Genomic DNA, 4174 nt, shown 5'->3' with positions numbered 1-4174 from the left:
GGTCGTGCCCGGCCGGTTCCCCGAGCGCCGGTTCGCCACCCGGTGCCGCCAGCCGTTCCACGTCCAGCCGGCCGCCACCGCCAGCAGGATCGCCGCCGCCCAGAGCAGGGCCTCGGGCATCGGTACCTCCGCCTCAGCGCGGCACGCCGGCCGCATCGTCCGGCGATCCTCGCACGCCGAACACCGCGCCGCCCGCCAACCACGCATCGCCCGCCAACCACGCATCGCCCGCCAGCCAGGCGCCGCCCGCCAACCACGCACCTCCGTTCTCGTGATGACGAGAACGCGCGGCGCGGGTGGGCGACCGATTGTCTCACCGGGCCGATACCGTGCCGGAGTAGCGTGATCAGGGAGGTCGCAGGCGTGTCCGAAGGTGGCGGTGTGTCCGAGGAGCAGATCGGTCAGCAGGTCAGCCCGGCGCAGGAGGCGGCGGCCGGCGGCGAGCCGACGCCGCAGGCGCGGGAGCGGCACGCCACGCTCAGCCGCGAGCTGACCGAACACCAGTACCGCTACTACGTGCTGGACGCGCCAACCATCGCCGATGCCGAGTTCGACCGGCAGCTGCGCGAGCTGGAGGCACTGGAGGAGGAGTTCCCGGCACTGCGTACGCCGGATTCGCCGACCCAGCGGGTGGGCGGCACCTTCTCCACCGACTTCACACCGGTCACCCACGCCGAGCGGATGCTGTCGCTCGACAACGCCTTCGCCGACGAGGAGCTGGCGGCGTGGGCCGAGCGGGTCGAGCGGGATGCCGGCGGCCCGGCGCCCTACCTGTGCGAGCTCAAGGTCGACGGGCTGGCGATCAACCTGACCTACGAGGGCGGCCGGCTGGTCCGGGCGGCCACCCGCGGCGACGGCCGCACCGGCGAGGACGTCACCGCCAACGTGCGCAGCATCCGGGACGTGCCCAGCCAGCTCACCCCGTCCGCCGAATTCCCGGACATCCCGGAGCTGCTGGAGGTCCGGGGCGAGATCTACTTCCCGGTCGCCGCGTTCGCCGACCTCAACGCGGGTCTGGTGGAGCAGGGCAAGGCGCCCTTCGCCAATCCCCGCAACGCCGCCGCCGGCAGCCTGCGCCAGAAGGATCCCCGGGTCACCGCGTCGCGGCCGCTGCGCCTGGTGGTGCACGGCATCGGCGCCCGCCGGGGGTGGCAGCCGGCGGCCCAGTCCGAGTCGTACGCGGCGCTGAAGGCGTGGGGCCTGCCGACCAGTGACCGGTGGCGGGTGGTGCCGGATCTGGCCGGCGTGGCGGAATACATCGCCTACTACGCCGAGCACCGGCACGACGTCGAGCACGAGATCGACGGAGTGGTGGTCAAGGTCGACCCGGTGTCCATCCAGGGTCGGCTCGGGTCGACCAGCCGTGCGCCGCGCTGGGCGATCGCCTTCAAGTACCCGCCGGAGGAGGTCACCACCAAGCTGCTCGACATCGACGTCAACGTCGGGCGCACCGGTCGGGTCACCCCGTTCGCCGTCCTCGAGCCGGTGCGGGTGGCCGGCTCCACCGTCGCGCTCGCCACCCTGCACAACGCCCGTGAGGTGGAGCGCAAGGGTGTGCTGATCGGCGACACGGTGGTGCTGCGCAAGGCCGGCGACGTGATTCCCGAGGTGCTCGGCCCGGTGGTCGACCTGCGCCCCGCCGACGCCCGGCCGTTCGTCATGCCGACCACCTGCCCGGCCTGCGGCACGCCGCTCGCACCGGCCAAGGAGGGCGACGTCGACATTCGTTGCCCCAACACCCGCAGCTGCCCCGCCCAGCTCCGCGAACGGGTGTTCCATCTCGCCGGCCGCGGCGCGTTCGACATCGAGGTGCTCGGCTACAAGGGCGCGGCCGCCCTGCTGGACGCGGAGATCATCGCCGACGAGGGGGACCTCTTCCAGCTCGACGCCGAGCAGCTGTCCCGGTCCCCGTTCTTCGTCAACAAGGACGGCAGCCTGGGCAGCAACGCGGTCAAGTTGCTGGACAATCTGGCGGTCGCCCGGGAGCGCGACCTGTGGCGGGTGCTGGTGGCGCTCTCCATCCGGCACGTCGGCCCGACCGCGGCCCAGGCGCTCGCCCGGCACTTCCGCTCCATGGAGGCCATCGAAGGGGCCAGCGAGGAGGAGCTCTCCTCGGTCGACGGGGTCGGTCCGACGATCGCGGTCAGCATCCGGGAGTGGTTCGCCGTGGACTGGCACCGAGACGTGGTGCGCAAGTGGGCCGAGGCGGGCGTACGGATGGCCGAGGAGGCTGTCGACGAGGGGCCGCGCCCGCTGGAGGGGCTGACCGTGGTGGTGACCGGCACCCTCGCCGGTTTCTCCCGGGACCAGGCCGCCGAGGCCGTGCAGAGCCGGGGCGGCAAGGTCAGCGGGTCGGTCTCCAAGAAGACGAGCTTCGTGGTGGTGGGAGACAACCCGGGGTCCAAGGCCGACAAGGCGGCCAGCCTCAAGGTGCCGGTGCTCGACGAGGACGGGTTCCGACTGCTGCTGGACGCGGGTCCGGACGCCGCGCGGGACGTCGCCCGGGTGGAGGGCTGAGCGGCTCCGGTGGCCGCCGGCCGCGCATACCAACTTAATTACGACTACGACCGATTCGTGACTGTCATACCGGGAAACCTGGGGCTGAGGGCGTTTCATTGGGTCACGGCGTGCACACGGGCACGCCGACCGTCGGTCGGGAGGTGTGATGGAGGTAGCCGATCCGCGCAACTCCATCCCGCCCGGGCGGGTGGCGCCGTTCACCGCCTTCATCGTCAGCATCCTGGTGGTCGCCGCGCTGACCTCCGCCGGTCCACTCGCGACACTCCCGGCTGAGCTGTCCCGTCTGCCGGTGGCGTTCTGGACGATGGCGGCGCTCGCGCTGATCTGTGACGCCCGCCCGTTCGTGCCTCCGGGGCGGCGGCAGTCCTCCGCGGTCTTCCCGTCCACCTGCTTCACCTTCGCGATCCTGCTCGGCTGGGGGCTCGGTCCGGCGGTGGCCGTGCAGGCGTTGGGGGTGGTCGTCTCCGGGTGGCGGATGCGGCACGCCGCGTGGCGTACGGCGTTCAACGTCGGTCAGTACGCGTGCGCCCTCGCCGCCGCGTACGGGATCCTCCAGCTCGGGCCGGGCATCGTCTTCTCCGGCGGCCGGTTGCACTGGACGGACGTGGTCGCCGTCGCCGGCGCCACGGTGGCCTGGTTCGTGGTCAACTACGGGCTGGTCAGCTGGGCGGTACGGCTGCGCTTCGGCGACCGGTGGTGGCCAACCGTCCGCCAGGGCCTCGGTTTCGAGCTGCTCTCCACGGGCTCGCTGCTGCTGCTCGCCCCGGTGCTGGTCGCCGCCGCACGGGTCAGCGCGGCGCTGATCCCGCTGGTGCTGGTGCCGCTCTTCGCCGTGTACCGGATGGCCCGACTGACCGTCGAGCAGCAGCACCTCGCCGCCGCGGACCCGCTCACCGGGCTGCCCAACCGCAAGGCCCTGCTGGCCGAGGTGGCGGAGCAGGTGCACCTGCACGCCGAGCGGACCGCCCGGGGCGAGCCCGACGGGCACCTGGCGCTGCTGCTGATCGACCTGGACCGCTTCAAGAACGTCAACGACGCGCTCGGGCACGCCGTGGGTGACCGGCTGCTCGTGGAGGTCAGCGCCCGACTCACCGACGTGGAGCCCCGCCCGCAGATGATCGCCCGGCTCGGCGGGGACGAGTTCGCCATCGTGATGACCGGGCTGACCGACGCGAGCCAGGCGCGCGACCTGGCCGACCGGGTGGTCGGGGCGCTGGCCGAGCCGGTGCCGCTGGACGGGCTGCCGCTGGACGTGGGCGGCTCGATCGGGATCGCTCTCTTTCCGGAGCACGGCGAGGACTTCGCCACCCTGATGCGCCACGCCGACGTGGCGATGTACGACGCCAAGCACCGCAACGACACGGTGGCCGTCTACGCCCCGGAGTCCGATCACAACTCCGCCGAGCGGCTCGGCCTCCTCGCCGACCTGCGCCGGGTGCTGGAGTGCGGCCCGTCGGTCGACGACCCGCTGGACGCCGAGGCGGCGGGACGCGCCCGGCCGGCGGGGACGGCCGACAGGGACGCGGGGCCGGTCGAGCCGGTCGGTGCCGAGCGGGCGGGCGACGTACCTCTCGGTCCGGTGGCCGAGGTGCGCGGCGGGGATGGCGCGGCGCTGCCCAGCGGCGACCTGCGCCCCGCCGAGGCCGCGCCGCAC

2 protein-coding genes are annotated in these 4174 nt (G+C 73.1%); both read left to right on the top strand.

Annotated elements, in window-relative coordinates; translation table 11 throughout:
• Positions 1–381 precede the first annotated feature (381 nt).
• Positions 382–2517 carry an NAD-dependent DNA ligase LigA gene (gene ligA / locus EAD98_RS21015; protein ID WP_121655757.1) on the top strand — a complete coding sequence of 712 codons (2136 nt, stop codon included), beginning with the start codon at positions 382–384 and terminating at the stop codon, positions 2515–2517.
• Between the two features lie 148 nt (positions 2518–2665).
• On the top strand, positions 2666–4174 hold a 1509-nt coding region (locus tag EAD98_RS21010; RefSeq protein WP_233583909.1), incomplete at its 3' end, for a GGDEF domain-containing protein.

It is taken from the genome of Micromonospora sp. CV4 (genome assembly GCF_003667455.1).
In the GTDB taxonomy this organism is placed as follows: domain Bacteria; phylum Actinomycetota; class Actinomycetes; order Mycobacteriales; family Micromonosporaceae; genus Micromonospora.
This window is presented reverse-complemented; position numbering and strand designations above follow the sequence as displayed.